Here is a 2,097-nt window from a genome sequence, read left to right as displayed (position 1 = left end):
ACGGGTGGGCGCTGATGTCATCGCGTTTCACCCAGCAGAGCGACCCCAGTGCTGGCAGCGGTTCCACCGGGGTGGGCAGGTCGCACAGGGCAACGGGGGCAAGGCTGGCGAGGTGCGCAAACCGGCTGAGCAACGGCCAGGTCATCAGGCGCCGTTGCCCTGGGGAAGAGGGGGCCACCAGTCGGCAAGGGCACCGTTATCCCACACCGCCAGGTCACCAAACTGCAGCAGCACGAATTCGCTTTGCGTGGGCCGGAAGAACAGTTGGTCGTCTATCTGCAGGGCGGTGTCCGGGCTGCCGTTGTACATCATCTGGTTGGTGCTCACACCGTACACCGGGTTGGCCTGGATCCCCGGCGGGGAAACCGGCTCGGCCTTCCAGTAGCCGCCGTAAATAAAATAGGTGTGCCGACGGTTGGCATCCCAGCCTTGCCAGAGTTCACCCAGCGGTAGTGGCCCGGGCAGTGTGAGGCCGTCCAGTTGTTTGATCACCGGGGCGGCGATAAAGGCGGCGGGCTGAAAGTCTTTCAAGAGTGGCAGGTCGAAATCGCTGGCCTTGACCAGACAGGAGCCGGCACTGAGTTCGTTGACCACGGTGGTGTTGTCGTAGAGTGCCACCGTGGGGCTGCCGGCGCCGTTAAAGCACAATGTCTGTTGCTGGTAGGCGGGGTTCAGCTGATACAGCCTGTCGATATAGCGTTGGTAGAGGGCTTCGGTTTCCCGGTGGCCCTCTTCGGCGCTCTGGATAAAGGCGGGCAATTTCCCCACGTGGGCATCGTAGCCCATGAAGCCGCTGAAACGCAGTTGCTCAGGATGGGCCTCGATCAGCGAGATCATGGCGTCCAGTTGTTGCGGGTCGTTGAGGCCTCCCCGGTGCAGGCCCACGTCAATTTCGATATTGATATTGAGTCGTCTGCCGTTTTCGCGGGCCAGTGCCAGGTACTGCTCAAGGCGGGTTGAAGAATCAATCAACCACTGCAATTGCTGGTCTGGATCGAAGGGGTGGGTCTCGCCCAGCTCGGTGTAGAAACGACGGGCGGCCTGGATGGGCATGGGTTTGCCCAGCAGCATATCTGCGCCGGGCTCGGCATCGGCCAGGGCATTCATGAAGGGTTGATGGAAAACCATCACTCGCTGGCTGCCGGTGTGGGTCATGACTTCCTGAATCAGCGGCACGCTGGGCAGGGATTTCGCCACGATGCGCAATTGGCAATGGCTGGGCAGCAGGCCGACCAGTGTCTGGCAGTTGGCTATCAGCCGCTGACGGTCAATGAGCATCAGCGGGCGGCCGGGGCCCTGTTGTTTCAGGATATCGTTCAGCGACTGGAAGTAGGCATTATGGGCCGCCCCACGATTGTCCGGCCGCAGCCACCAGCCACCCGCAGCAAGCGCGACTGCGCCAAAAAGAAAATGACGTCGTTTCATAAGCGATAACCGATCAAGAGTGCGTAGGCCGCAAGGGCCAGCTAAGCCTTTGCGACATGGCCGATTTCTACCCTATAAAAACAGGCGCTGCAGATGCGGGTTCAACATCCGCCCCTGTGGGTCCAGTTCTTTGCGCACGGCCTGGAAACGGTCAAAGGCCGGATACAGTTCGGCCAGTTCCTTGCGTCCCAGGTTATGAATCTTGCCCCAGTGAGGGCGACCGGCGTAGCGACGCAGAATGGGTTCTACCACGTCGAAAAGCGGCTGGTAGTCCTGTTCAAAGTATTGGTGTATCGACAGGCTGGCGCCGGGCTGCTGATGGAACATGGACAGCAGGTTGTCGTCGGCGGCGACGTAACGGAATTCAATGGGGAAGAACACGTTGATGTCATGCTCGCGAATGGCGGCGCAGACTTCTTCCAGGCAAGCGATGCCTTGTTCCGCCGGTACCGTGTATTCCATTTCGTTGAAACGCACGGTGCGGTGATTGGCAAAGACTTTGTTGGCCGGGCCCACATAACGGCTGTCTTCCACAAACAGGGTGGACAGCTTCTGCAGGGTGGGGGTGAGCCAGCCGGCCTGCATGGCCAGTTTGGAGACCATTTCCAGCAGCTCGTTGTCGTCGGCACGGGTGGGGCTGTCCTGGGGATCCGTGGTGATCTCCATGGTCTT

General features: G+C 60.3%; 2 protein-coding genes. Both read right to left on the bottom strand.

Features of this window, described 5'->3' with window-relative positions; all coding sequences use genetic code 11:
• Positions 1–144: 144 nt before the first annotated feature.
• On the bottom strand, positions 145–1,425 hold the full coding sequence (locus tag A3754_RS10535) for a DSD1 family PLP-dependent enzyme (protein WP_063519638.1): 1,281 nt from the start codon (positions 1,423–1,425) through the stop codon (positions 145–147).
• Between the two features lie 72 nt (positions 1,426–1,497).
• Positions 1,498–2,097: D-arabinono-1,4-lactone oxidase (locus tag A3754_RS10530; RefSeq protein WP_304439830.1), on the bottom strand; the 600-nt coding region annotated here is incomplete at its 5' end.

Source organism: Alcanivorax sp. HI0083 (assembly GCF_001635175.1).
The sequence above is the reverse complement of the archived record's forward strand: the minus strand, read 5'-3'. Positions and strand labels throughout refer to the sequence as shown.